Annotated in this window: 26 protein-coding genes and 4 pseudogenes; 10 read left to right on the top strand and 20 right to left on the bottom strand. The window is 41.5% G+C overall.

Annotation, left to right across the window (positions count from 1 at the left end):
- Positions 1-104 precede the first annotated feature (104 nt).
- The 3 genes and pseudogenes from ArsFIN_RS20445 to ArsFIN_RS20455 all read right to left on the bottom strand — a co-directional run.
- Positions 105-2432 (bottom strand): annotated as a pseudogene (locus ArsFIN_RS20445) (type I restriction endonuclease subunit R); the annotation flags it as partial.
- A gap of 8 nt (positions 2433-2440) precedes the next feature.
- Positions 2441-3712 (bottom strand): restriction endonuclease subunit S, encoded by a 1272-nt coding sequence (locus ArsFIN_RS20450; protein WP_135678392.1) that lies wholly within the window; start codon positions 3710-3712, stop codon positions 2441-2443.
- 1 nt (position 3713) lies between these two features.
- Positions 3714-6305, bottom strand: a complete 2592-nt coding sequence (locus tag ArsFIN_RS20455; RefSeq protein WP_135678394.1) for a type I restriction-modification system subunit M — start codon at positions 6303-6305, stop codon at positions 3714-3716.
- Positions 6306-6577: 272 nt separating this feature from the next.
- Here ArsFIN_RS20455 and ArsFIN_RS20460 point away from each other — a divergent pair, with 272 nt between their 5' ends.
- The 7 genes from ArsFIN_RS20460 (at position 6578) to ArsFIN_RS20490 (ending at position 10253) form a co-directional block, all read left to right on the top strand.
- On the top strand, positions 6578-6913 hold the full coding sequence (locus ArsFIN_RS20460; protein ID WP_167876729.1) for a hypothetical protein: 336 nt from the start codon (positions 6578-6580) through the stop codon (positions 6911-6913).
- A 32-nt stretch (positions 6914-6945) separates the two neighbouring features.
- The gene (locus ArsFIN_RS20465; protein WP_135678399.1) at positions 6946-7935 is read left to right on the top strand and encodes an Rpn family recombination-promoting nuclease/putative transposase; all 990 of its coding nucleotides are present in this window, start codon (positions 6946-6948) and stop codon (positions 7933-7935) included.
- Between the two features lie 3 nt (positions 7936-7938).
- Positions 7939-8529, top strand: coding sequence for a ProQ/FINO family protein (locus ArsFIN_RS20470; protein WP_135678402.1), 591 nt, complete (start codon positions 7939-7941; stop codon positions 8527-8529).
- Entirely contained in the window at positions 8504-8728 is a 225-nt protein-coding gene (locus ArsFIN_RS20475; RefSeq protein ID WP_135678470.1) for a hypothetical protein, read from the top strand. Before ArsFIN_RS20470 ends, ArsFIN_RS20475 begins: the two co-directional genes overlap by 26 nt.
- 47 nt (positions 8729-8775) lie before the next feature.
- Positions 8776-8952 (top strand): Rop family plasmid primer RNA-binding protein, encoded by a 177-nt coding sequence (locus ArsFIN_RS20480; protein WP_135678404.1) that lies wholly within the window; start codon positions 8776-8778, stop codon positions 8950-8952.
- Between the two features lie 419 nt (positions 8953-9371).
- Positions 9372-10016: a DNA methyltransferase gene (locus tag ArsFIN_RS20485; RefSeq protein ID WP_135678406.1), complete on the top strand. Its 645-nt coding sequence runs from the start codon at positions 9372-9374 to the stop codon at positions 10014-10016.
- A 15-nt stretch (positions 10017-10031) separates the two neighbouring features.
- Positions 10032-10253 carry a hypothetical protein gene (locus ArsFIN_RS20490; RefSeq protein ID WP_135678408.1) on the top strand — a complete coding sequence of 74 codons (222 nt, stop codon included), beginning with the start codon at positions 10032-10034 and terminating at the stop codon, positions 10251-10253.
- A gap of 135 nt (positions 10254-10388) precedes the next feature.
- Here the strand turns inward: ArsFIN_RS20490 and ArsFIN_RS20495 are convergent.
- From ArsFIN_RS20495 to ArsFIN_RS20560, 15 genes and pseudogenes are all read right to left on the bottom strand, one after another.
- A pseudogene (locus ArsFIN_RS20495) lies at positions 10389-11562 on the bottom strand (IS3 family transposase).
- 43 nt (positions 11563-11605) lie between these two features.
- Positions 11606-12526 carry an IS21 family transposase gene (istA, locus tag ArsFIN_RS20500; protein ID WP_135678410.1) on the bottom strand — a complete coding sequence of 307 codons (921 nt, stop codon included), beginning with the start codon at positions 12524-12526 and terminating at the stop codon, positions 11606-11608.
- A 92-nt stretch (positions 12527-12618) separates the two neighbouring features.
- A pseudogene (locus ArsFIN_RS20505) lies at positions 12619-13017 on the bottom strand (transposase zinc-binding domain-containing protein); the annotation flags it as partial.
- A 9-nt stretch (positions 13018-13026) separates the two neighbouring features.
- Complete coding sequence (locus ArsFIN_RS27035; protein WP_210409103.1) at positions 13027-13209, bottom strand: hypothetical protein; 183 nt, start codon at positions 13207-13209, stop codon at positions 13027-13029.
- Positions 13169-13486: a hypothetical protein gene (locus ArsFIN_RS20510; RefSeq protein WP_210409104.1), complete on the bottom strand. Its 318-nt coding sequence runs from the start codon at positions 13484-13486 to the stop codon at positions 13169-13171. The genes ArsFIN_RS27035 and ArsFIN_RS20510 overlap by 41 nt, the downstream gene beginning before the upstream one ends.
- 269 nt (positions 13487-13755) lie before the next feature.
- Positions 13756-14955 carry an IS91 family transposase gene (locus ArsFIN_RS20515; protein WP_135678412.1) on the bottom strand — a complete coding sequence of 400 codons (1200 nt, stop codon included), beginning with the start codon at positions 14953-14955 and terminating at the stop codon, positions 13756-13758.
- Positions 14956-15487: 532 nt separating this feature from the next.
- Positions 15488-15958, bottom strand: a complete 471-nt coding sequence (gene ssb, locus ArsFIN_RS20520; protein ID WP_026824220.1) for a single-stranded DNA-binding protein — start codon at positions 15956-15958, stop codon at positions 15488-15490.
- Between the two features lie 31 nt (positions 15959-15989).
- Complete coding sequence (locus ArsFIN_RS20525) at positions 15990-16208, bottom strand: plasmid partition protein ParG (RefSeq protein WP_135678415.1); 219 nt, start codon at positions 16206-16208, stop codon at positions 15990-15992.
- Positions 16209-16832, bottom strand: a complete 624-nt coding sequence (parA, locus tag ArsFIN_RS20530) for a ParA family partition ATPase (RefSeq protein WP_135678471.1) — start codon at positions 16830-16832, stop codon at positions 16209-16211. It lies immediately after the preceding gene.
- A gap of 436 nt (positions 16833-17268) precedes the next feature.
- A complete protein-coding gene (locus ArsFIN_RS20535; protein ID WP_026824158.1) occupies positions 17269-17508 on the bottom strand; it encodes a hypothetical protein in 240 nt (79 codons plus the stop codon).
- 44 nt (positions 17509-17552) lie between these two features.
- Complete coding sequence (locus ArsFIN_RS20540) at positions 17553-17825, bottom strand: HU family DNA-binding protein (protein WP_135678417.1); 273 nt, start codon at positions 17823-17825, stop codon at positions 17553-17555.
- A gap of 16 nt (positions 17826-17841) precedes the next feature.
- Positions 17842-18711, bottom strand: a complete 870-nt coding sequence (locus ArsFIN_RS20545) for a replication initiation protein (protein WP_135678419.1) — start codon at positions 18709-18711, stop codon at positions 17842-17844.
- A 192-nt stretch (positions 18712-18903) separates the two neighbouring features.
- Positions 18904-20106 (bottom strand): IS91 family transposase, encoded by a 1203-nt coding sequence (locus ArsFIN_RS20550; RefSeq protein ID WP_135678421.1) that lies wholly within the window; start codon positions 20104-20106, stop codon positions 18904-18906.
- A 9-nt stretch (positions 20107-20115) separates the two neighbouring features.
- Entirely contained in the window at positions 20116-20574 is a 459-nt protein-coding gene (locus tag ArsFIN_RS20555; protein ID WP_210409078.1) for a hypothetical protein, read from the bottom strand.
- Between the two features lie 107 nt (positions 20575-20681).
- A pseudogene (locus ArsFIN_RS20560) lies at positions 20682-20927 on the bottom strand (transposase zinc-binding domain-containing protein); the annotation flags it as partial.
- A gap of 58 nt (positions 20928-20985) precedes the next feature.
- Here ArsFIN_RS20560 and ArsFIN_RS27775 point away from each other — a divergent pair.
- Positions 20986-21372 (top strand): Rpn family recombination-promoting nuclease/putative transposase, encoded by a 387-nt coding sequence (locus ArsFIN_RS27775; protein WP_246067486.1) that lies wholly within the window; start codon positions 20986-20988, stop codon positions 21370-21372.
- A 351-nt stretch (positions 21373-21723) separates the two neighbouring features.
- Complete coding sequence (locus ArsFIN_RS20570) at positions 21724-22212, top strand: LuxR C-terminal-related transcriptional regulator (protein ID WP_246067487.1); 489 nt, start codon at positions 21724-21726, stop codon at positions 22210-22212.
- A 136-nt stretch (positions 22213-22348) separates the two neighbouring features.
- Here the strand turns inward: ArsFIN_RS20570 and ArsFIN_RS20575 are convergent, their stop codons facing one another.
- Entirely contained in the window at positions 22349-23551 is a 1203-nt protein-coding gene (locus ArsFIN_RS20575; RefSeq protein ID WP_135678014.1) for an IS91 family transposase, read from the bottom strand.
- Between the two features lie 9 nt (positions 23552-23560).
- Positions 23561-24019 (bottom strand): hypothetical protein, encoded by a 459-nt coding sequence (locus ArsFIN_RS20580; RefSeq protein ID WP_135678353.1) that lies wholly within the window; start codon positions 24017-24019, stop codon positions 23561-23563.
- Between the two features lie 113 nt (positions 24020-24132).
- Here ArsFIN_RS20580 and ArsFIN_RS27040 point away from each other — a divergent pair, with 113 nt between their 5' ends.
- A complete protein-coding gene (locus ArsFIN_RS27040) occupies positions 24133-24594 on the top strand; it encodes a transposase (RefSeq protein WP_210409126.1) in 462 nt (153 codons plus the stop codon).
- Positions 24595-24605 lie beyond the last annotated feature (11 nt).

Genomic DNA, 24605 nt, shown 5'->3' on the forward strand with positions numbered 1-24605 from the left:
AGATGAATCCCTGAAAAAAATTAACCTACTGCAGAGTATAAAACAGTACTCAACTCATTAACATCCCCGAAGCAGCACCGCTGCGCCGCTCACGCGTAGCGTGCTACGTTCTCAACAAACAAGCCGATAGGCTTATCGCCGGAATAGAGTTTTACCGCAGCATTAATGTGCTGCTCCATGGTATGTGGATAGCGATAATAACGAATGATGCCGTGGGGTTTGTCAGGACCAAACAAGCGATTGGTGCGTGAGAATGCTTGAATTATATGTTGGTATTTAATTACCTTGTCTAAATACAAGGTATTAAGCCATTTAGAGTCAAAACCCGTGAGCATTTGATCCACTACAATCAGTAAATCTAATTGCTTCGAAGGATCGGTATGAATGCGCTCGTAAGGCTTTTTGTGGGCAAGCCGCTTGGCTACATCTTTTTTAAAAGCTGCATGGCACGCAAAATCAAAATCCTGACCGTAACGCGCGTTGTAGTCGGCCATAATTTCGTCTAAGCCATCACCTTTAAAGGTGGGACCATGGTCGCCCCTGCCGTCCTTATCAATATTAGGATCAAATAAGGCTGAGATTTTTAGCTCAGGTTTAGCCGCTTTTAAACGCCGGTAATAGTCAATCGCTTCAGCGATACTATTCGTGGCTAAAATCGCGTGAAATTTATTGCTTTGGCTGAGCACATCCCATTTATCTAAGATGTCACTAACGACTTTTTCCTGGTGGGTGACAGTTAAATATTGGCTTTTAGGTACATAGTCTTCAATGCCTTTGTGGTATTTGCCTGTGGCATCTTTGTAGCCAGTCATAGGTACATCTTTTATAAAGTGATTAAATTTTTTCTTTTTAGCTGGATCCGCCATCGCATCAGCAACCGAACCAGCCTTGGCTTGTTCTAATGCAACTTCTTTCCTTAGGTCACTATCTTTAAAGGTAGGCACTTTGTAAGGATCAAAGCCCAAAACGTTACCATCACGTATACCATCTGCTATGCTATAGCGATGCAACTCGTTACCAAACACATCAGCGGAAGTATTGTTATTGATTTTATTTTCATCATGAATCGGCGTACCGGTAAAACCAAAAAAGAGTGCCTTAGGGAATTTTTTTTTAATGCTTACCAACATGCCTAGTTTATTTTCTTTGCCTCCACTCATCGTTGAACGGTGTGCTTCATCAATAATAAATACCAAGCGCTTAGCCCGGATTTTTTCTATGTCAGCCGAATTTTTTGCTATTACATCATCATCAACTTCCGCAAAAATATTACTCATTTTTTGAATGGAGCTAACAATTAACGTATCGGAAGTTGCACTGCTTTTTAATTTGGTGAGCAGTACGTGAGTATTTTCAGTAGTTTGTACGTCTTCGCTATCGCTAGCAAAATTGCGATATTCCGTCAGCGACTGGGTACCCAGCTCAATCCTGTCCATTAAAAAAATCACTTTATCGGCATCTTTCGATTGTGCAATTAACTGTGCCGATTTAAAACTAGTCATGGTTTTGCCCGAACCGGTAGTATGCCACACATAGCCCCCGAGACGATCAGGGTTATTGGCAGCGCTACCCAGTTGCTGCCAGTTGGTTTTGGACACTTTGTCAGATATCGCATTGGCGGCGTAATACTGATAACTGCGCATAACTTTAAGCACGCCATCAGTATCGTCGGCGACGGTATAAAAACCAATCAACTGGTGCGCCATAGGGATAGAAAGCAAGGTAGAAGCGATGTCTTTCCAATAGTTCATGGGTTCGTTATTAAAATCGGCCCAGTTAAACTGATAGTTTGGGTTAAAATTGCCGTCTAGCCCGGGGTTGGAAAAGTATTTGGTCTCTTCTGGCTCCACAGCCACAAATACTTGGATAAGCGAAAACAAACCACTGAATATGCCCTCTGCGCTGTACTTTTCAATTTGGTTCACTGCTTGGCTAACCGGAATACCGCTACGCTTTAGCTCGACATGGATCACTGGCATACCATTTATCAGTAATAGTACATCGCCACGTCGGTCGTTACGCAAAGGGCTCCCGCGTTCAAATTTGGGCTGCTGCACAATTTGGTAGCGGCTTTGTCCTGCGGCGATTTCTTGGCGATCGTATATTTTTAAGCTGATTTCTTTGCCAAAATGCAAGGTATCGTCAGGGTTGTCGCGTTTAATGGCGACGGTTTTACCATTAATTAACCCGTTGAGTTTGAGCGGCGTTTTCAGTTCTTTGATTTGCTCAATAATTTGCTGCATTTCGGTGTCAGTTAACGGCACATCGTTTAATCTGTCTTGTTGGCGGTTGTTTTCAAACAAAATGGTTGCCCAGTTATGCAATAACTCCGCTTCAGTTTTGTTTTTTAGAATCTCTGGTTCCCAACCCTTTTGGGTAAGTACCTCAATAAAGGCCTGCTCAAATTGTGCTTCAGTTTTAAAGGTGGTCATACTTACTCCTAGACAAACATTTTGCTCAAGCAGGCCTGCTTGATATTATTGAGTTTAGTGATTTTCTGCTGGTGCTGGTTGATCAGCGCGTCGAGTTTTTGAAAATAATTGCCGATAGCGGCTTGTTCTTTTGAACTCTTTGGAAATATAACGCTTGTGTTCTGTATTGTCTTTTTTGAGATTGATAACACTTTTGTACCCTGCATCAATGACAAAAGTTGATCATGGAATGAAGATGAATTTAAGTAGTAGCCTAGATATTTAGAGGCAAAAGACAAGGTAGGTCTAGCCGCAATCGTGTGCAATCCAGAAACAACTAACTGCTCATCTATATTAAGTAACTCTGTGCATTTTCCAACAGTACTATCTTCGGCTGCATCTGCAATGATAATGTCCCCATCCTGCAAGGCAGCATGATTTAGCTTATTGGCTACGCTATCGTTTGTAATAAATGGTAAGCGTTCATGACGTACATCCAGAACTTCACCAAATTTAATTAATACGTCGCCATAGTGAATATTTTTTACCGAGCCAGCGCTGTAATTTAAGTCGGCTCGAGAAAGGGTATTGATTGGTACATTAGCAAAGCAAACGCCAAATAGCTTCACCGTCCACTCCCCACTAAATCCTTTAAACCTGATTTCAGGCATGGTTTCGCCTTGCTTGGGAAACATTTTTTCCAGCATGGCTTTTTTAATGTTGCTGAGTTTGTCATGCTTTTGTTGGTGCTGATTGATTAGGCTATCGAGCTTTTGGAAGTAGTTGCCGATGGTGGTTTGTTCCTCTGAGCTAGGCATAAGAATTTTCATGCGCCCAAGTTGCTTACCGGAAACTTCTAAAAAAGTAGAGCCTGATGCATGTTTAAGCGCAAACTCTTTGATTTGTTTACCTGCTGAATAGAGGAAATAGGGTGAAAATCCTTCTTTAACAATAAATGATTGAAAACCTTGATTAGTGGCGCCAGGTTTAGCAAGAATTGCCATATCACCTATGCCTGCCCTGCTGGTAAAAAGAACTGTATTACCCGCGGGAAGGATCTTTGCAGAAGAACTTTTCAGACCTAGAGCCGTAATCTTTTTCTGACTACCTTCAGCATACACATTGCTTCCAATTTCAGTAGGTGAATACCAATCAATATCACCGCACCAAAACTCAGAAATTGACGTGCTGGGTGTACCGCCCCCTATAATTTCAGCGACATCAGTACCTAGCCTTTTTTCCTCCCACTCCTCACTAAACCCCTTAAAGCGGATTTCAGGCACTTTATTATCCATACTCATCTTATTCACCCTTCAATAAGTTGGTAAGTTCGGTTAAGCCCTGCATATCAAATTCGTTGCCAGTGAGTTCACCCATCATTTGTGCCAGTTCTTGCTCGGTGGTTTTTATTTCATTCGCCACTTGCGAATAGGTCACGGCGTATTTTTCGGCAAGGGCTTGCACTTGTCTGGTGAGCTGGGTAATTACTGTGTTTGGCATCGCCGCAAGTTCATTGCACAGCGGTGTAATCCATTTCAAGTGCAGTAGATTATTCACTTGTTCATCACTGAAGGCTTCAATGGTGGTTTTGGTTTTTAAGTGCAGGGCAGTAGTGGCATCTTTGATCGTTTTTTTCAGGGCTTTTTCTTCATCAATTAATGTGTTCGCGCGAATGACTTTTGCTTCATAGCTGTCTTCGGCAAATTTAGCTTTAAGATCTTTTTGCTCTTTTAAGAACACTTTGGCAGCCTTACCGACTTCGACATTAGCAAAGCCGTCTTTGCTTTCTTTGACCGTATCTTGTTCTTTTTCTTCTTCACTTAGTGATTTTAGAATTTCTTCCAACTCGTTGGCGATTTCCGCTAGGCGAGTTTCTTGATCTTTCAATGCCTGTAAGTCATCACTCAAATAGGTTTGTTGAACTAAATCAAACGGCAGTATGTGACCTTTCCAACCCTCCTGAACTTCTATGTCTTGGCCATTTTTCTTCTTAATAACCATGTTGGGGTCAACTTGTTTGGTGACGGCAAACTCTTCGGTTTGCATCATTTCTAGATCAGCGCTGATAATTTGCCATTGGTTACTCAAAAATTGATAAGCTTGGTATCTGTCGATTAAGGCTATGGGAGCTAAGCGAGTAAATAACTCGGTACTTAATACCTCCTCTTGCTGGTTACGTGGTACGTTTTCCCAATTTTGAATTAACTGGCGGTTTAGAAGGTCATCAAGGCCATTAAAAGCATGGTGATAGGCGCTGATAAACGCTAGCACTTGAGGGTGCTCACTAATACAGGTGTTAACAGCTTGTTTGTCAATGTGTAGTTCACTGTAAGCGGCGGATTTTGGTGTAAACAGAGCGCCGTGCAATTGCGGAAACGCTTGCCAAAAATTGTGTAGCTCGGCAATTTCGCTATTGGGAATACCGCCGAGCATGGTGGCGTGTAAATCCCAGCTTTCTGCTGTCGCAAAGGAATCCACATAGCGCGATATGTTGAGGTTGTAACCGTTGTCGCGCAGGGTTTGTTTGCTCACCAGTTGCGAGAACTTGTCGATACTTTCGCGGTTAATCACCGCATCAGTAATGCGCTTGATATCACTGGCTTGCAGTTTGTTGTTTTTGCTATCTTTTATAAAATGTTTAGAGGCATCGACCACCAATACATCGTTGTTTTGGCGTTTTTGCTTGAGTGTCAAAATCACCGTGGGAATGCCAGTACCAAAAAAGATATTAGCTGGCAAACCGATAATCGTGTCAATGTGATTCTGTTCAATGAGTTGCTTGCGAATTTCACCTTCTTCACCGCCACGGAACAAAACACCATGAGGTAGTACGATAGCCATAATGCCATCAGGTTTTAGATGGTAGAGATCGTGTAGCAAAAAAGCAAAATCGGCTTTGGTTTTAGGTGCCAGGCCAAAACGTGAATAGCGTGGATCGCTTTCTTTAAAGCTGGGGTCCCAGTTTTGTGAGTAAGGGGGGTTGGACACCACGGCATCGACATGCAAGGCGTAGTATGAGCCTTGCGGGTCGCTGTCATCAAAATACGGCCAATCGTCTTCTAGGGTGTCGCCATTTCGGGTTTTAATGTTGCTAGCTTTAATACCGCGCATGATGAGGTTCATACGGGTTAGGTTGTAGGTATTGGCTTTTAACTCTTGAGCGTAATAGGTAATACAGTCTTTATTTTTCGCGTATTTCTCGAATGCCTCACCGATATTGATCAGCAACGATCCAGAGCCGGAAGTGGGGTCGTAAATTTTGATGGTATCTTTGTGTTTTAACTCATGAGCGATGATGTTCGACATAAGTACCGAAACTTCATGAGGCGTGTAAAACTCACCGGCTTTTTTACCTGCATTGGCAGCAAATTTTTCAATCAGGTATTCGTAAATGTAGCCCAGTACGTCATACCCTTGATTGCCATTCATGGGGATGCTTTTGATCAGGTGTAGTAAGTCGCTGATGGCTTTGGTGCGTTTGCCTGCACTTTCATCCAGTTTGCTTAAACCTGTTTCCAGTGTGGTAAAAATGCCTTCAAACAGTTTTTTGTAAGTTGGCGAAATCAAACGGCTAAAGGCCGAGAGCGCATCACGCACGTTAGATTCATCAAATTCGGATGTTGGATCAATCCATGTAGAAAACAGATTATCGTAGGCAATAAAGTAGCCCAAGTTGCTTTGTACGTATTTAACGGTGTCAGCGTCTTTTTCATTGAGCGCTTTGATGTCTTCGGGCGTCATTCCCTGTCTGGTGACAAACTGCACCAACTGGTCGCTTAGATACTTGTAGAAGATAAAGCCGAGTATGTAGTCTTTGTATTCGTTGGCTTCAATTTTAGAGCGCATCTGGTTGGCAGATTCCCATATTTTTGCCGCAAGCTGTTGTTTATTCACTATAATTCCTGTTTAGAGCAATTCTTTTTGAAAAGGCTATTTTAGGGTTTGATTGTACGTTTGATAAAAGCTTCTTGCTAGGGTCTGTCATCAAATGCGTAAGCTCCCAGTGTAGGACAGTACGTCTGTCAGATCATCGTCAATCCGGAGCAATTGTTAAAAAATTAATGTCATGTAGTGAAAAGATTGCTCATTCAATATAGCGCTTTCGTTTGTTATGATGCAATTTGTTATGTAAACAGTGAAAATATGAGATGAGTAAAAACCGCAGTTTGAAAAAGTTAAACATCAAACGTAAAGACAATGCTTTTGTAGCTAAACCGTTTTTGGTATTTGATATTAATAATCAGCATTCTTCACAATTTTTTGATACTTACGATGAAGCAGCCGATTACTGTATTGATAAGGGATTATCAACATTTCTGGAAGTCGGAGAGGTGAGTTACATTAATTCTAATGAGCTTTCCCTCTCTCCCGTTAATTTTTACTTTGTACCAAAGAATTCATCAACAATCTATGTGATTGATGTTGATGATTTTGAGGAAGTGAGCAAAGAGATTATGGCTGATAAGGTCTTTTTACCTTGTCCTTCAAACTCTCTTCATTGATATTTTTCTAAGTTAAAAGCGAACATTACAAGATGAATAAAAAATTCACCCCAACCCCACACGATGCTGTGTTTAAACAATTTCTAAGCGAAAAAGAGACGGCAAAAGACTTCTTTGATGTCTGGCTACCGGATGAGATTAAAGCACTATGCGACTTAGAGAGCCTAAAAGTGGAATCTGGCTCTTTTATCGATAGTGAGATGAAAAATTACCAGAGTGATATTCTCTATTCAGTCAGTATCTCAAAGGGAAGCGGATATATATATGTATTAATTGAGCACCAATCCACTCCTGATAAGCTCATTGCATGGCGATTAATGCGTTATAGTATGGCTGCGATGCAGAAACATTTAGAACAGGGAAATAAGCAATTACCGCTCGTTTTCCCAATGTTATTTTATTGTGGTGAACAAAGTCCTCATCCCTATAGCACTAATTGGTTGGACTGTTTTCATGACAGAAAACTAGCCGAGCGTATTTATACCAATTCTTTTCGATTGGCCGATGTCACCACACTTGATGATGGTGAAATAATGCAGCATAGGCGAATGGCTTTGTTGGAATTAATACAAAAGCACATCCGCCGACGGGATATGACCGAGCTTTTGAGTGAAATTATCACACTGTTGTCGTATAATTATTATACCGATAATCAGGTTATTACACTGTTTAACTATCTCATTCAGGAAGGTAATGCTCAAAAACCGATGGAATTTATCACCGAGATAGCCAAACAATCAGAGAAACACGAAGGAGCACTTATGACTATTGCTCAAGCATTAAGACAAGAAGGGTTACAAGAAGGATTACAAAGAGGAAAGCTGGAAGGCTACCAATTAGGCAAAAATGATGGCGTTCAAGAAGGTAAATTAGAAGGTAAATTAGAAGGTAAACTTGAAGGAGAAAAACAGGCTTCGATGAAGATAGCGCGTCAACTTCTTGAGAAAGGGGTAGAAAGAGATATCGTGAAACTATCAACGGGTCTCACTGATACTGAAATGAGTAACCTGTTTAAAGATTAAACGATGACAGAACGCCAAAAATTAAGCCTCAATCGACCTAGAAAGGCTTCTCAGGAAGAGCAGACTTCAAGTACCCCTGTTTATGGTAAAAAGGTATGGGTAAATCCTGCGTCCAAAAAAAAGTTAAAAAAACCGAAATCCCAAAAGGTAGCAAAACAGCAGCCCCAGAAATCGGTAGTTAAACCTAAACAGGAAGTGAAGGTTAAAATACCAAAACCACCTACACCGCCTAAAAAGCGATTGCCGTTAGAAGAAGCGATTTCCCAGATAACCACTTTTTGGCCTAGTCTATTTCCTGATGGCAAGTTATGCCCAATGAAAATTGGTATACAACAAGATATGTGGCAAGAAGTGAAAGAAAAGGGCTTACCAATAGCCAGAAGGCGTTTGAGAGCCTGTTTAGGGAGTATTGGGCATCATACTGATTATCGCGCACTTATCCAGTTAGGGGCGTTTCGTTATGACAAAGACGGTCAGATAGCCGGAGAGGTCACCCAAGCCGATGTTGAGGATAATCTAAAGCGTCTGGACAGACTTAATAAATCGCCTAAACAACCTGTTGATGGTTATGTTAGTTTGGCGTTGGGAAAATGATGCTCGCTGGTATGAAGCGGAACTCTGTTATGATTTATTTGGTGATTTATTGCTTATTCAGCGTTGGGGCGGATTGGGTAATCGACTTAATGGACAAAATACGAAAGTCGTTTCTGATTTACTGACCGGAGTTGCACAGCTCCACGTGATTGATAGGCAGCGCCGGAAAAGAAAAAATCCTTATCATCGGGTAGAATAACCTAATATCTATTTCCTTTTTAATTTTACTTAATGTTTTTATAATCGATGACCAAACAAGAGTTAACAGCCCTGAATATGGCGGGTTTTATCAAAAGCCAGACATTAATACTCTTAGATAAGCTCAATCAACTTAATCTGGATGATTGTGCAGATGAGTGCGAAGAATTGCACGACATGGCAGAAGAACTTTATCTTAATTTGAAGAAAAAACTGGAAAGATGATTACTCACTCCTATTCTTTTCACAGAAAAACAAGCAAAATATTGTAGCTATTCATAAAAATAAGGATGTCGCCGCTAATGGCGGCTCCGCTGATGTTTCCCTACGGGATGTCAGAAGCATAGTGAAAAAAAGCGTATCGCTTAAATAAATTGAATTCCGCCTGTAAATCAGATTTATCCATCGCATTAATTTAAAATTTGAAGGATTTCCCTTACTGCCCGATGCCAGCTTGCCATTCGCCCATTTTTAGGGGACGGCAAGCCTTAAAGTGGCTTTCGCGGCATATCCTCGCCACACATGGCTCCGGTATTCCACGTTCCACTTGACCCCAAATGGTCAATGGCTTCGTGACATCGGGCAGTAAGGGAACGGTGACATGGGGTCACCTCCTGCTGTTCCACTAAATAGGAGACACTGCTATGTCCCGATTTATACAAGGCGACAGCCAGAAAATTATGTCAACTTTTCCTGATAATGCAATCGATTTTATCCTCACCGATCCGCCTTATCTGGTTGATTACACGGATAGCTCAGGGCGCTCAATTGCCAACGATAACAATGACGAATGGCTAAAGCCCGCCTGTCAACAAATGTTTCGCGTATTGAAGCCCAATAGTTTGATGGTCAGTTTTTACGGCTGGAATCGGGTTGAAAAATTTGTTGATGCCTGGAAAAAATCCGGCTTCCGTATTGTTGGTCATCTCGTTTTCAAGAAACGTTATGCGTCGAAAACTGGTTTTTTGGGGCACAGCCACGAAAATGCTTATCTGCTGGCGAAAGGCCGTCCCGTGATGCCCGTCAAGCCAATGAGAGACGTACAGTCATGGCAATATACAGGCAATCTTTATCATCCAACTCAAAAGCCCGTTAGTAGTTTACAACCGCTCATAGAGTCTTTTACGCAGCCTAACGCAATTGTACTCGATCCGTTTGCGGGTTCTGGCTCTACCTGTATTGCTGCTGCGCTTTCAGGACGGCGTTATATCGGTATTGAGCTTCTTGCTGAATATCATGCCATTGGTCAACAACGTATTGCTGCTTTGCGTACTCGTCGTGTTGCTTAAAGAAGGAAATAAAAAATGAATTATTCCGGTCATGAAGTACTACGAAAAGATGTGGCTTTACTCGTTGAGAAAATAGATATGTTTTATATGCAGCTTTTTGAATTTGAGCGTAAATATTTATATAACGCTGACGACCTTACGGAACGTTTAACGGCGCAACTGATGAAGCCGATTAAAAATCAAATGCAAGATATTTATAAAAAAGTTATTGCGGTGGACAGTGCTTTTAAAGATTAATTAAACGGGCGGTATATCCGCCCAGTTGTCAGATAATTTTTGTTGTGTGAAACTCAGCTTGCAGCGTCCATACGGACGCGCCGCATTAACCGCACTGGCAAAAAACTGTAATGGTCAACAAATTCTGTAGAAGATCTAAGCGGCATTTTTTAGTTCATGATATTTTTGATGTGGCGTTAAATAACCAATCGTTGAATGGCGTCGATAATAATTGTAAAACTGAATATAATTTTCAACTTCACAGACAACAGATTGATGATTCATAAACGATAAACGATAAACGATAAACGGTTAAGTCTTTCTGTCTTTAAACTCCTAAAAAATCTTTCCATCACGGCATTATCGAGGCAATTACCTCGCCGACTCATGCTTTGAGTTATTTTCCGTTCAAAGAGGTGCGCCCTAAACTCCTCCGATGAATATTGGCAACCTTGATCTGAATGGAACATCAAACTTGTCGTATCCGGTAATTGCCGTTCAATTGCGTTATCTAAGGCTTCTTTCACTAATTTCGAATCCGGTTTTGTTGATAAGGCATAACCAATAATTTCTTTGGTGGCTAAATCCAACACACAGGCTAAATAGCTCCACCCATAGTGATGTCTAATATACGTGATATCCCCGACATAATAGTGATTATGCTGTTCAGGGGAAAATTGTCGTTTAAGCAAATTAGGGGCATATCGATGTTCGTTACCCGATGAGTGATAGTAGTGCTTTTTCGTTGGTCTAATTGCAACTAATTGATTTAATTTCATGATGTTCGATATTTTATAAGTGCCAATTTGGTGCCCTAAACCCTTTAACTCGGCTTGAATACGTCTTTTGCCATAAATTTGACCCGATGTATAAAAAATACGTTTGATTTCGCCACACAGTCTTTCATTTTCAACTGTCGGTATTTTCGTTTCATAATAAAAACTACTGCTGCTTACTTCAAAAAGATGGCATAACTCAGTGACCGTAAAATTGGGGTACATGATTTTCAGTTGCTTCACGATTTTGAGTTTTGATTGTCGAGGATGAAGTAAGCCGCGGCTTTTTTTAATATGTCATTATCCCTCTGAGCACGCTTAAGTTGAACTTCTAATTCTTGTATGCGCTGTTGCTCGGGTGTTAACGCTTTTGATTTTACAGGCGTATTCCCATTTAACTCGGCAAGATATTGTTGCTTCCATCGTGATACGGCAGATTTACCCGCACCGGATATTTTTTCAACTTGGATATTGCTATATCCACCTTCAACCATGAGTTTTGCATATTCCAGTTTTTGCTTTCCGCTAAAGGTTACTTTTACTTTTCGGGTCATATTTATACCTATAAGATTTTGCTTAATTATAAGCTATAAATCTCTACAGTTTTATTAGACCACTACATAGAAGAGACTTAACTTCCTTAGCTAATCTATCTGCTGGCTTCTCTAACGTTGTTCCATGAATTCGCTGATGGGCAACGCGTTGTAACCATGGACCCACTTTTGCATTAGCTATTTCAATATCCAGTTCAAGATTATGAGCACGAAGGTCGGTGTTTAATGGCACGATAAAGCTGTTTTTTAAATAGTGGTTAAAGCGCTCTACTTTCCCTTTCGTTTTTGCCCTGTAGGGCTTGCAAGCCTTCAATTTAAACCCGTAATCTTTCGACATTTGAAGCATTTCGACATGTAATTTATGATCACCTTCTGCATAAGCATCCCGTTCGATGATGAGGGATTTTGCGTTATCACACAATACTTCCTGTGGTACACCACCAAAGTAGTCGAAAGCTTCTCTTAAACCTTGCTGCCACGATTCTGCTCGTTCATTATCAAAGAACTTTACATAACTCGCACGCGAATAGCCTAGCGTTGCAACAAACGCTTTCAGCGATTTTTTACCTCGCCGGATGCTGGTGAAGTCGATTTGCATTTGTTGACCTGGCTGTGTTTCAAAACGGACGACTACTTCGGGAACAATGCTTGGTTTAAATTGACAAACAAATCGGCGTAATTGAGCAATACCACCTTGATAGCCGTTTTCAACTACCTCATCAAATAAGACTGTTGCAGGGATCCAATCAGGTTTAGCCAGTTCAATTCGCTGAAGCAAATAAGGTTTAAAGGGGGATAATTTAGTCGGTTGTTGACTTCTTTTAGCATAAGTTGGCATTGTCTGTTGTTGTAAATGATGTTTTACGGTGTTACGGGATATACCCAACTCACTGGCAATTTTTCGAAGGCTTTGTCCTTGTGCAAAGCGAACATGAATATCCACAAATATCTCCTTGGTTAACATAAATTATCCGTACAAAAATGTGCGAATAATACCAAGTGGATCAGTTTTAGATGATCGTTAGTGGATCAGTTTTGCATGATCGGTGACACCAACTGCAGCATAGCTCGAGTGGCTGCCCGAAACAGAGCATTAAGTAGCGGCCAGTTATTGTTAAAAAAAGGCCAAAGGAGATGTGGCATGGTGAAAGTAATGTGTTGCCAGTCGCAGTCGGGTAAAATATGAACCTGCTGTGCTAACCACTGCTCGGTGGCTTTAAAGCCACATGAACTGCAGGCTTTTGACTTACAGCTTTGGCAGAAAAAACGGCTGTGAGAACAATCAGACGAAGCGCAACAATAGCGCCGGACACCCATGGCACAAGTGCCGCAGGCAAGCATGCGCTCCACAGATAAACTCGTCCACGAACTAACGCTATCGCCGTATTTTTCGAGGAATTTATTCCAACCGTCATCAATGGTGAAAAGTAGTTTAGCAGGACGAGGGATATACATCTGACTCAATTACCTTATGGGCATCTTGCCAAAGAAACAGAAATTGTCAGATTCGTCAGCCCAGTTATCGGTGTGTTTATCCCAGGGTTCAAAGGAAACAGGGATTATTCCTAGCTCCGTATAGGTGATGAATTCATCGGCAGGCAGACTTTCAGTTATTCCCCCCCTCAGTGTAGTCGTATCCAGCGTCATCGGCTTGGTCTTGGCGTTGTTCAAAACCCCTGATAATCGTGACTAGCGGCGGGTAATACTGCGTGTCGAGAAAAAATTGGGGGCCGAGTCGGACGCAGTGGCGTATGGCTTCTTTTAGGGTGTCATAAAAAAATTCAGGCGGTCTGTCATCATCATTTTCGGGTGGGAGAGAGATCATAAAACGTTTCGGATAAACAGGCGCTGTGGCACGTGAAGTGACGGGCAGCCTGCCTGATTTAACCGGTTTACGCTTTCTGGGAGATTTATTGCGAGCCATCGAGATGAATCCCTGAAAAAAATTAACCTACTGCAGAGTATAAAACAGTACTCAACTCATTAACATCCCCGAAGCAGCACCGCTGCGCCGCTCACGCGTAGCGTGCTACGTTCATGGTTAGGAATCTCAATCAATACAGTAAGGCATTAATGGAGGTGTTTTGAACTTAATATTTCTATTAAATTCTGACAGTTTTCTCGTTGATTAACCATGAGAACAGTAATTCGGTTAAATTATCATCTAAAAGCCTAATAATAGGCACACTGCTCCTAGGCTGCGGTTTGTAACCATCGTTTTTTGACCATTTTATCCCGCCTTTCTGACAGTAAAGTGACGGCGTGTATTCCTTTTTCCGCACTCATAAACCGCAATCGGTTTCCACATAAAATACATTGGTACGGGTCAGTATTTAAAAAACCTTTGATAAGGGCCCCAAACCCAGGTTTTTCAGGCACATTAGGAGATATCATGTCTAACGCCTCATACACCTTCGGTAATAAGCACCCGCGTTTGCGATTGGCTAAAAAACCGTAATAACGGATCATCTTAAAATGTCGCGCAGGGATATGACTGACATAACGCCGTATCATTTCTTCTTGGGATAAGGTCTGTCGTCTGTATTGTTGGCTGTGGTGGTCATAGTAATGATGAACCACGGTGCCGCCGCTGTAGTGTTTCAATTGAGAAGCGGAGATAGGGGGACGTTTAAGATAACGGCCCAGATATTTCACATTATGCCAGGCCCCGCGTGTCTTTTTGGCAAAATGTACTTTCCAATAACGTTGAAACTGGGCATTGAGGTAACGGCACCAGGTCTGATAATTGCGAATGTGCCCGAAGCCAGGCAATTTATTGGGTTGTAACTGAAAATAGTTATCCCTAAGGAGTCGAATGACCGCACTGCGCCAGACCTTTTCAACGTCTTTCTTTTTAAAGAAAATCGGTTTCCAGGTGTCATATTGAGTGAGTCCCCCACGCGTGACGGATAAATAAATATGCGGATGTTGATTGAGTTGGCGACCGTAAGTATGCAGCGCACAAAAAATGCCAATTTCGAGGCCTTGGCGCTTGGCGTGTTTGAGCATGGCGCGGGTTGCACAGCGAAAGAGTTGGTTGAGCAAGCACCAGTTATTGTTAAAAAAAGGCCAAAGCAGGTGAGGCATAGTGAGGGTAATATGTTGCCATTCGCAATCCGGCAAAATATGGCGCTGCTGGGCAATCCACTGTTCGGTGCCTTTGAGGCCACACGCACTGCAGGCTTTGGATTTACAGGTTTGACAAAAGAAGCGTGAATGAGAGCATTCAGGTGAAGAACAGCAATAACGGCGAACGCCCATAGCGCAGGTGCTGCAGGCGAGCATCTTTTCGACAGAGAGTAGTTGCCATTCATCTACGTGATTATTTTCGATGAAAAGGTTCCATCCGTCATCGTATTGAAATAGCAGTTTTGCAGGTCTGGGGATGTACATAGAGCAGAGTATAAAAGACGAGAAGGGAATTGCCTAGAAATAGAGCGCCTTTGCCGCGATGCTCACGCCAAAGGCGTGCTTATGTTCTTAAAACGAAGATTGAATTAAAAACACCAAAACAGAACACACAAAAGTTGCATTCTGTCCTCTGGAAAACTCGACAGAGGAAAAACCCCAAATTGTGAAAGAGCAAAAGCCGTGGAAAAAACAGCTAAAAATCGATTTTTTAATTGTAAAGGTAAAATTTACATTGTCAATAATTCGATTTATTTCAATAACTTACGTGAAATTTGATCTTAAAATAAAGTGATCAAAATCAATAACTTACGTGATTAAAAAATTTTCACTTTTTTTAAATTTTAAATTTGCAATCGGAAAACGCTATTTTTGAAATGAGCTATACTGAATATGCTCAATAATTAGATTCTTCTACATAGCTTTATTCACGCACCAGTAAGTCATCTGGTGCGTTTTTTTAATTTGAAAATTATTTTTGAAATTCTTAGACGTTGACGATTTTATTTTTGGAACGCTAGAAGGGGATATCATCATCAAAATCAGGAATTGATGATTCATTACTTTGATTAGGTTGCGGTGTATTACGTGTTGAATGTTTTGGCTGAAAAATTTGAGGCGGTACTGAATCTCCGTTCTTACTCCCCAACATTTGAAATGTCCCCTGAATACCAACAAAAACTTCCGTTGAATATCGCTCTTCTCCACTTCTTTCGTCTAGCCACTTTCGTGTTCGCAATTGTCCTTCAACATAAACCTGACGGCCTTTATCGAGATATTGACCAGCAATTTCAGCCAATTTACCTGTGACAAAAATTCTATGCCATTCTGTTTTTTCCCGTTGTTCACCAGTCTGTTTATCCTGCCAAGACTCATTCGTTGCTAGTGAGAAAGTCGCAAAACATGACCCATCTGGCGAATAGCGAACAATGGGTTTATCGCCCAAATGACCGATTAAAATAACTTTGTTAATTCCTCTACTTGCCATAAAAAATCCTCACATTTTAACAAATCATTAATTACTGAAACTTACTTTTCAGTAATTTTCTAATTTCATCAGCTATTGATGTACCATTTATTGCACAAGTTGATTTGATTTTTTTATGTAAACTTTCAGGAATATCTATCGTTAACCGTTTATTTATTTCAATACTTGATGTTTTTATTTCTCTTTTCTCGACCCAATCATCAGCATTTTTTTTAATATCTTTTGTTTTAAAACTAATTTTTTTAGCCATTTAAAACTCCAAAATCTCATCAACTAAACTAGATATTTCTTTACTTGAAATTCCATCTGGATCGGATTCAAAAACAACATTTCCAGAAGCAGCAGTTTCGGCATAAATGACCCGTTGAGAAACGAATGAGCCAAAAACCTTTGTTTCATATTGCGATAACGCTTCAGTGACATCTCTCCCAATCGCTGTATTTGCGATTTTACGATTAATAACAAAGGCGTATTTAAGTTTATCTTTAAAAATAATCGCTTCTTTGATTAAATCAATAACTTCTTGTGCTGCCCAAATATCGTATGGACTTGGTTGAACAGGAATCAAAACTAAATCAGAGGCTAATATTGCAGAGCGGGCTAAATCAGTCACTCTGGGAGGGCAATCAATTAAAATAAAATTATAATCTTTGATTAAAGATTTAAGCTCTTTATGAAGAGTAGGTCTAGGTAAACCAACAACCGTGAATAGGGGTTCTTCATTTCTCACTGATGACCAATCTAAAGCGCTACCTTGTGGGTCAGCATCAATTAGAAGTACTTTGTTTCTATCAATAGCTAACTTAGCAGATATATTGATACTTAGAGTTGTCTTACCAACTCCCCCTTTTTGATTTAACATTGATATAATCAATCGCATTTCTCCATTTCTGTAAATAAAGATTTACTAATTACAGTATTTACTTAATTACGATTAATTACAATGATAAATATCATTAGTGGCTAATCAACCAAAATTTGGTATTGAAATTTTTCATTGAAGTTTTATGATTAATTTGCCATGAGTCAATTTTGATGATTAAAACTAAAAAAGTTTCATCTCGACAAATTGCCAACTTTTGCGGTTGGCTTTTTTCTTTCTGAAATCCAAAAACTAGAAATCGCTCAAAGCACATTGTGAGCGACGATAAATTTTAAGATGTGAAATTTACGTTTTTATCGAGAAAACCACTCAGAATGAATTACAGGATGTTTTAGAGGGTGTTCTGACCCTTCTTTCTGTCTTCCTTTAGCACTTCAATGAATACTTGCTCGGATTCGTCATTTTTTTGGTTAGGTATGCTCTTAAATTACCAACCAAAAGGTTTTCTACAATCTTTATCCTCCTTAGAGTCACAACCAAAATCTCTTATTTGCTCAGCAACGCTATCTTTGGTCACTTTTCCTTTATCGTCTCTGGTATATATCGGCTGGTCGAATATGGATCCTTTGCCAATTTTTTTTTGGGGGTTATCTTTATCATAGTCATGGATAACGCATGAGGTAACCATCAAGATCATGATAAATAAAAATGATGTTCTAATTAACATCCAGTATTTCCTAAATGAGGTATTAATATATTTTGCGTCAAAGATCACTTAACAGCCTCTTTGAGTCTTTGACCTGCTTTAAAACTCGGTACGTTTGCAGCAGCAATTTTAAGTGTCTCGCCCGTTTTTGGATTGCGTCCATCTCTCGCTGCTCGGGGCTTCACCTGAAAGCTGCCAAAGCCAATAAGCTGTACATCATTTCCCGCTTTCAAAGCCTCTGTCACCGTTTCGATGAAAGCATTAACCGCCTTCTCTGAGTCCTTCTTGCTTAAGCCTGATTTCTCTGCAACTTTGCTGATGAGTTCTGTTTTGTTCATGGTGTGCCTTTTCAAATCAAAAATTTTGTAATAATTCCAGGTCTTTTTCAGAGAAAGTAATATCTTTGTTTTGCTCAGATTTAGCAACGGATATTTTTGTATTTTTTCCTTCTCTTAACGCTAATTCGCGCTTTTTCTCTTCGTGCCAATTTTGTTTGCAATATTTTGAGCATTCAACGGCTCTACGCAAATCTTGGATAGTTAAACGTAACGTAGGATCGTATTTCTTCAAATCCTTCTCGTACTGATAGAGAATCTCGGTGTTTTTCTTCATCCACTCGCCCTCATCGTGAGAACCAGATTTAACATGTGGACGCTTGGCTAGTCTTGGGCGAGTTGGTTTTGCTTTGAATAAATCATCTTTTTCTAGAAGATAAGTAATTTCAATGTCTGTTATTGATCTTCCTGTTTTGATAGTACGCCAATTTAAGGAAATATCTGTAAGTGACTGGATTTGTTCGAAAGCAGGTATTAGTGTGAATTTTTTTATATTATTGAATTCTTTTGATAGGTTTGGAAAAATCTTACGTATTTGCAAAATTGATAATTTCAGCATATGAGCTTCTAACTTTTTAGATTTTTTTAACTCAATATTTTTAGCTTTTTTTATTTCACTTAACATTATTAGATATAATCTAAATGCTATTGGATTTGTTAAATTTTGGATTGATTCTATAGAGTATATTGTAAAATTACCTTTTAACTCAAAAAGGTATGGTTCTATACTTTTAGTAAATCTTAAAACTATTTTGCTACAATCTTCCTGTCTTTCATAAAAACTTCCTCCGTCTATCCAGTTAGAAAAATTAATTGTTCTCATATTGTTTTTATCTACCCTAAAAAACTCTATTTGTTTTTTCGATAGACTAATTAATGCTTCTCTCATAGTGACCCAAACCTTTTGTTCGTTAGTACATGGTTAGGAAATTGAATCGCTTTTAAAGTGAGTAGCAAAAGCCATCCCTTATTGCAAAAAGGAGATGGGGATCGATTTATTGTGTTTAGTGCCAGTTAACATTTCCTCAGAGAGTGTAATTTCTAACCTGATTTCCTTATTTTAGACACATTGATCCTGCGTTTAGCTGCGTAACCATCGCTTTTTCTCCAGGTTATACAGTCTTTCTGACAACAATTCCGTTGCTTTTTTACCCATTTGCGCCCCGGTGAAAAGCAGCCTGTCGCCACACAGAATACATTTGTACGGATCGGTACGCCGAAATCCTTTCATCAGCACAGAAAAACCTGGGTTCTCCGGTTTTTTACGTGCCGTCATCTCAAGTGCCTTATACACTTTCGGCAATAGTTTTCCCCGTTTACGATTCGACAAAAAACCAGAGTAACGCACCATTTTAAAATACCTGGCCGGAATATGGCTTATATAGCGTCTAATCATCTCTTCCTGCGGCAGAGTCTGCTGCCGATGCTGGCCAGTTCGGTGGTCATGGTAGTGATGAACAACGGCACCCCCTCGGTAATGCCGCAGTTTTGACGCAGATACCGGTGGGCGTTTAAGGTAGCGACCGAGGTACTTAACACTATGCCATGCCCCTTTCGTTTTTTTAGCAAAGTGCACTTTCCAATAACGTCCGTACTGCGCCCTCAAGTAACGCCGCCAATGTTTTTTGTCACGGATATGGCCAAGACCGGGAAGAAGGCCAGGGTTAATTAAATCATAACTGTGACGCAGTAGTCGGATAACAGCCCCTCGCCAGATTTCTTCGACATCCTTTTTTTTGAAAAACAGCTTTCGCCATACACTATGTTTACTATCCAAACCCCCTCGAGTGACGGAAACATGAACATGCGGATGTTGATTGAGTTGCCGGCCATAAGTATGCAAGGCACAGAAAATACCAATTTCGATACCCTGTTTGCGAGCCAACTGCAGCATAGCTCGAGTGGCTGCCCGAAACAGAGCATTAAGTAGCGGCCAGTTATTGTTAAAAAAAGGCCAAAGGAGATGTGGCATGGTGAAAGTAATGTGTTGCCAGTCGCAGTCGGGTAAAATATGAACCTGCTGTGCTAACCACTGCTCGGTGGCTTTAAAGCCACATGAACTGCAGGCTTTTAACTTACAGCTTTGGCAGAAAAAACGGCTGTGAGAACAATCAGACGAAGCGCAACAATAGCGCCGGACACCCATGGCACAAGTGCCGCAGGCAAGCATGCGCTCCACAGATAAACTCGTCCACGAACTAACGCTATCGCCGTATTTTTCGAGGAATTTATTCCAACCGTCATCAATGGTGAAAAGTAGTTTAGCAGGACGAGGGATATACATCTGACTCAATTACCTTATGGGCATCTTGCCAAAGAAACAGAAATTGTCAGATTCGTCAGCCCAGTTATCGGTGTGTTTATCCCAGGGTTCAAAGGAAACAGGGATTATTCCTAGCTCCGTATAGGTGATGAATTCATCGGCAGGCAGACTTTCAGTTATTCCCCCCTCAGTGTAGTCGTATCCAGCGTCATCGGCTTGGTCTTGGCGTTGTTCAAAACCCCTGATAATCGTGACTAGCGGCGGGTAATACTGCGTGTCGAGAAAAAATTGGGGGCCGAGTCGGACGCAGTGGCGTATGGCTTCTTTTAGGGTGTCATAAAAAAATTCAGGCGGTCTGTCATCATCATTTTCGGGTGGGAGAGAGATCATAAAACGTTTCGGATAAACAGGCGCTGTGGCACGTGAAGTGACGGGCAGCCTGCCTGATTTAACCGGTTTACGCTTTCTGGGAGATTTATTGCGAGCCATCGAGATGAATCCCTGAAAAAAATTAACCTACTGCAGAGTATAAAACAGTACTCAACTCATTAACATCCCCGAAGCAGCACCGCTGCGCCGCTCACGCGTAGCGTGCTACGTTCGGTGCCTTTGAGGCCACACGCACTGCAGGCTTTGGATTTACAGGTTTGACAAAAGAAGCGTGAATGAGAGCATTCAGGTGAAGAACAGCAATAACGGCGAACGCCCATAGCGCAGGTGCTGCAGGCGAGCATCTTTTCGACAGAGAGTAGTTGCCATTCATCTACGTGATTATTTTCGATGAAAAGGTTCCATCCGTCATCGTATTGAAATAGCAGTTTTGCAGGTCTGGGGATGTACATAGAGCAGAGTATAAAAGACGAGAAGGGAATTGCCTAGAAATAGAGCGCCTTTGCCGCGATGCTCACGCCAAAGGCGTGCTTATGTTCTCACCCCTATAGCACTCATTGGCTTGACTGCTTTGAAGACAGAAAACTAGCAGAACGTATCTACACCAATCCTTTTAAGTTAGCCGATGTCACCACACTTGATGATGGTGAGATTATGCAACACAAGCGAATAGCGTTGCTTGAGTTACTCCAAAAGCACATTCGCAGAAGGGATATGACGGAGCTACTGGATAGTATTGTTAAACTATTGTCGTATAATTATTATACCGATAATCAAGTCATCACGATGTTTAACTATCTCATCCAAGAAGGTAACGCTCACAAACCAATGGAATTTATCACCGAGATAGCCAAACAATCAGAGAAACACGAAGGAGCACTTATGACTATTGCTTAAGCATTAAGGCAAGAAGGATTACAAGAAGGCAAACTGGAAGGCTACCAATTAGGCAAAAATGATGGCGTTCAAGAAGGTAAATTAGAAGGTAAACTTGAAGGCGAAAAACAGGCTTCGATGAAGATAGCGCGCCAAATGCTAGAAAGTGGTATGGATAGGCAATCTGTGATGAAATTTACGGGTTTGACTGATACTGAAATGAACACCCTGTTTAAAGATTGAATCATGAAAGAACGCCAAAAATTAAGCCTCAATCGCCCTAGTGTCACCGATCATGCAAAACTGATCCACTAACGATCATCTAAAACTGATCCACTTGGTATTATTCGCACATTTTTGTACGGATAATTTATGTTAACCAAGGAGATATTTGTGGATATTCATGTTCGCTTTGCACAAGGACAAAGCCTTCGAAAAATTGCCAGTGAGTTGGGTATATCCCGTAACACCGTAAAACATCATTTACAACAACAGACAATGCCAACTTATGCTAAAAGAAGTCAACAACCGACTAAATTATCCCCCTTTAAACCTTATTTGCTTCAGCGAATTGAACTGGCTAAACCTGATTGGATCCCTGCAACAGTCTTATTTGATGAGGTAGTTGAAAACGGCTATCAAGGTGGTATTGCTCAATTACGCCGATTTGTTTGTCAATTTAAACCAAGCATTGTTCCCGAAGTAGTCGTCCGTTTTGAAACACAGCCAGGTCAACAAATGCAAATCGACTTCACCAGCATCCGGCGAGGTAAAAAATCGCTGAAAGCGTTTGTTGCAACGCTAGGCTATTCGCGTGCGAGTTATGTAAAGTTCATGGTTAGGAAATTGAATCGCTTTTAAAGTGAGTAGCAAAAGCCATCCCTTATTGCAAAAAGGAGATGGGGATCGATTTATTGTGTTTAGTGCCAGTTAACATTTCCTCAGAGAGTGTAATTTCTAACCTGATTTCCTTATTTTAGACACATTGATCCTGCGTTTAGCTGCGTAACCATCGCTTTTTCTCCAGGTTATGCAGTCTTTCTGACAACAATTCCGTTGCTTTTTTACCCATTTGCGCCCCGGTGAAAAGCAGCCTGTCGCCACACAGAATACATTTGTACGGATCGGTACGCAGAAATCCTTTCATCAGCACAGAAAAACCTGGGTTCTCCGGTTTTTTACGTGCCGTCATCTCAAGTGCCTTATACACTTTCGGCAATAGTTTTCCCCGTTTACGATTCGACAAAAAACCAGAGTAACGCACCATTTTAAAATGCCTGGCCGGAATATGGCTTATATAGCGTCTAATCATCTCTTCCTGCGGCAGAGTCTGCTGCCGATGCTGGCCAGTTCGGTGGTCATGGTAGTGATGAACAACGGCACCCCCTCGGTAATGCCGCAGTTTTGACGCAGATACCGGTGGGCGTTTAAGGTAGCGACCGAGGTACTTAACACTATGCCATGCCCCTTTCGTTTTTTTAGCAAAGTGCACTTTCCAATAACGTCCGTACTGCGCCCTCAAGTAACGCCGCCAATGTTTTTTGTCACGGATATGGCCAAGACCGGGAAGAAGGCCAGGGTTAATTAAATCATAACTGTGACGCAGTAGTCGGATAACAGCCCCTCGCCAGATTTCTTCGACATCCTTTTTTTTGAAAAACAGCTTTCGCCATACACTATGTTTACTATCCAAACCCCCTCGAGTGACGGAAACATGAACATGCGGATGTTGATTGAGTTGCCGGCCATAAGTATGCAAGGCACAGAAAATACCAATTTCGATACCCTGTTTGCGAGCCAACTGCAGCATAGCTCGAGTGGCTGCCCGAAACAGAGCATTAAGTAGCGGCCAGTTATTGTTAAAAAAAGGCCAAAGGAGATGTGGCATGGTGAAAGTAATGTGTTGCCAGTCGCAGTCGGGTAAAATATGAACCTGCTGTGCTAACCACTGCTCGGTGGCTTTAAAGCCACATGAACTGCAGGCTTTTGACTTACAGCTTTGGCAGAAAAAACGGCTGTGAGAACAATCAGACGAAGCGCAACAATAGCGCCGGACACCCATGGCACAAGTGCCGCAGGCAAGCATGCGCTCCACAGATAAACTCGTCCACGAACTAACGCTATCGCCGTATTTTTCGAGGAATTTATTCCAACCGTCATCAATGGTGAAAAGTAGTTTAGCAGGACGAGGGATATACATCTGACTCAATTACCTTATGGGCATCTTGCCAAAGAAACAGAAATTGCCAGATTCGTCAGCCCAGTTATCGGTGTGTTTATCCCAGGGTTCAAAGGAAACAGGGATTATTCCTAGCTCCGTATAGGTGATGAATTCATCGGCAGGCAGACTTTCAGTTATTCCCCCCTCAGTGTAGTCGTATCCAGCGTCATCGGCTTGGTCTTGGCGTTGTTTAAAACCCCTGATAATCGTGACTAGCGGCGGGTAATACTGCGTGTCGAGAAAAAATTGGGGGCCGAGTCGGAGGCAGTGGCGTATGGCTTCTTTTAGGGTGTCATAAAAAAATTCAGGCGGTCTGTCATCATCATTTTCGGGTGGGAGAGAGAGCATAAAACGTTTCGGATAAACAGGCGCTGTGGCACGTGAAGTGACGGGCAGCCTGCCTGATTTAACCGGTTTACGCTTTCTGGGAGATTTATTGCGAGCCATCGAGATGAATCCCTGAAAAAAATTAACCTACTGCAGAGTATAAAACAGTACTCAACTCATTAACATCCCCGAAGCAGCACCGCTGCGCCGCTCACGCGTAGCGTGCTACGTTCATGCGTGAGGTGAATGCGATAGGGGCGTCCACGACGACATTACCGTCCAGTTTTGCTGCACTTGGCATAACAGGTGCGGGCTATTTTGAAACCGACAAAGGCTTGGCGTGGCTCTATGAGCGTGTGTCAATTGTGCGGAAATATATCAACAAAACGTCAGGAGACTGTATCAAGCATTGGCGCACCGTGCGTTTTACGGGCGATGATGAAGCACGAACCGAACAACTGAATGATGTGTTCTTTGATAATGAACGAGCAGAATCGTGGCAGCAAGGTTTAAGAGAAGCTTTCGACTACTTTGGTGGTGTACCACAGGAAGTATTGTGTGATAACGCAAAATCCCTCATCATCGAACGGGATGCTTATGCAGAAGGTGAGCATAAATTACATGTCGAAATGCTTCAAATGTCGAAAGATTACGGGTTTAAATTGAAGGCTTGCAAGCCCTACAGGGCAATGTAGTGGTCTAATAA

Source organism: Arsenophonus nasoniae (assembly GCF_004768525.1).
In the GTDB taxonomy this organism is placed as follows: Bacteria; Pseudomonadota; Gammaproteobacteria; order Enterobacterales; family Enterobacteriaceae; genus Arsenophonus; species Arsenophonus nasoniae.

Excerpts from the sequence above, each read along its gene's own strand:
- ArsFIN_RS20450 (WP_135678392.1), bottom strand. The coding sequence starts at position 3,712 with ATGAGTATGGATAATAAAGTGCCTGAAATCCGCTTTAAGGGGTTTAGT.
- ArsFIN_RS20465 (WP_135678399.1), top strand. The coding sequence starts at position 6,946 with ATGAATAAAAAATTCACCCCAACCCCACACGATGCTGTGTTTAAACAA.
- ArsFIN_RS20470 (WP_135678402.1), top strand. The coding sequence starts at position 7,939 with ATGACAGAACGCCAAAAATTAAGCCTCAATCGACCTAGAAAGGCTTCT.
- ArsFIN_RS20475 (WP_135678470.1), top strand. The coding sequence starts at position 8,504 with ATGTTAGTTTGGCGTTGGGAAAATGATGCTCGCTGGTATGAAGCGGAA.
- ArsFIN_RS20480 (WP_135678404.1), top strand. The coding sequence starts at position 8,776 with ATGACCAAACAAGAGTTAACAGCCCTGAATATGGCGGGTTTTATCAAA.
- ArsFIN_RS20485 (WP_135678406.1), top strand. The coding sequence starts at position 9,372 with ATGTCCCGATTTATACAAGGCGACAGCCAGAAAATTATGTCAACTTTT.
- ArsFIN_RS20490 (WP_135678408.1), top strand. The coding sequence starts at position 10,032 with ATGAATTATTCCGGTCATGAAGTACTACGAAAAGATGTGGCTTTACTC.
- istA (WP_135678410.1), bottom strand. The coding sequence starts at position 12,526 with ATGTTAACCAAGGAGATATTTGTGGATATTCATGTTCGCTTTGCACAA.
- ArsFIN_RS27035 (WP_210409103.1), bottom strand. The coding sequence starts at position 13,209 with ATGACGCTGGATACGACTACACTGAGGGGGGGAATAACTGAAAGTCTG.
- ArsFIN_RS20510 (WP_210409104.1), bottom strand. The coding sequence starts at position 13,486 with ATGGCTCGCAATAAATCTCCCAGAAAGCGTAAACCGGTTAAATCAGGC.
- ArsFIN_RS20515 (WP_135678412.1), bottom strand. The coding sequence starts at position 14,955 with ATGTACATCCCCAGACCTGCAAAACTGCTATTTCAATACGATGACGGA.
- ssb (WP_026824220.1), bottom strand. The coding sequence starts at position 15,958 with ATGGCAAGTAGAGGAATTAACAAAGTTATTTTAATCGGTCATTTGGGC.
- ArsFIN_RS20525 (WP_135678415.1), bottom strand. The coding sequence starts at position 16,208 with ATGGCTAAAAAAATTAGTTTTAAAACAAAAGATATTAAAAAAAATGCT.
- ArsFIN_RS20535 (WP_026824158.1), bottom strand. The coding sequence starts at position 17,508 with ATGTTAATTAGAACATCATTTTTATTTATCATGATCTTGATGGTTACC.
- ArsFIN_RS20540 (WP_135678417.1), bottom strand. The coding sequence starts at position 17,825 with ATGAACAAAACAGAACTCATCAGCAAAGTTGCAGAGAAATCAGGCTTA.
- ArsFIN_RS20545 (WP_135678419.1), bottom strand. The coding sequence starts at position 18,711 with ATGAGAGAAGCATTAATTAGTCTATCGAAAAAACAAATAGAGTTTTTT.
- ArsFIN_RS20550 (WP_135678421.1), bottom strand. The coding sequence starts at position 20,106 with ATGTATATCCCTCGTCCTGCTAAACTACTTTTCACCATTGATGACGGT.
- ArsFIN_RS20555 (WP_210409078.1), bottom strand. The coding sequence starts at position 20,574 with ATGGCTCGCAATAAATCTCCCAGAAAGCGTAAACCGGTTAAATCAGGC.
- ArsFIN_RS27775 (WP_246067486.1), top strand. The coding sequence starts at position 20,986 with ATGCTCACGCCAAAGGCGTGCTTATGTTCTCACCCCTATAGCACTCAT.
- ArsFIN_RS20570 (WP_246067487.1), top strand. The coding sequence starts at position 21,724 with ATGTTAACCAAGGAGATATTTGTGGATATTCATGTTCGCTTTGCACAA.
- ArsFIN_RS20575 (WP_135678014.1), bottom strand. The coding sequence starts at position 23,551 with ATGTATATCCCTCGTCCTGCTAAACTACTTTTCACCATTGATGACGGT.
- ArsFIN_RS20580 (WP_135678353.1), bottom strand. The coding sequence starts at position 24,019 with ATGGCTCGCAATAAATCTCCCAGAAAGCGTAAACCGGTTAAATCAGGC.
- ArsFIN_RS27040 (WP_210409126.1), top strand. The coding sequence starts at position 24,133 with ATGCGTGAGGTGAATGCGATAGGGGCGTCCACGACGACATTACCGTCC.